Here is a 232-nt window from a genome sequence, read left to right on the forward strand (position 1 = left end):
GCTTCAGGTGGGGGGCGGATTGATGCCGGAATGCTGAGCCTCACGCAGCGGGGTTGGCTGTCCGACAGCAACGACGCACTGGAGCGGCTGCGTATGCAGCATGATGCGGCGCTGTTCCTGCCGCTGCCGGTTACAGGTTAGCATATCGGGCCGCGTCGGTGCCATACGTCGTGGCGGATGATCTACATCCACATGCGCGCCTGGGTCGCGGCGCCGCGACACATGGGGTTCG

General features: G+C 65.5%; 1 pseudogene. It reads left to right on the forward strand.

Annotated features, from left to right (window positions below):
* Nucleotides 1–232 (forward strand): annotated as a pseudogene (locus R0J92_RS27145) (alpha-galactosidase); the annotation flags it as partial.

The sequence above is a fragment of the Tritonibacter sp. SIMBA_163 genome, assembly GCF_046535935.1.
Lineage (GTDB): Bacteria > Pseudomonadota > Alphaproteobacteria > Rhodobacterales > Rhodobacteraceae > Epibacterium > Epibacterium scottomollicae.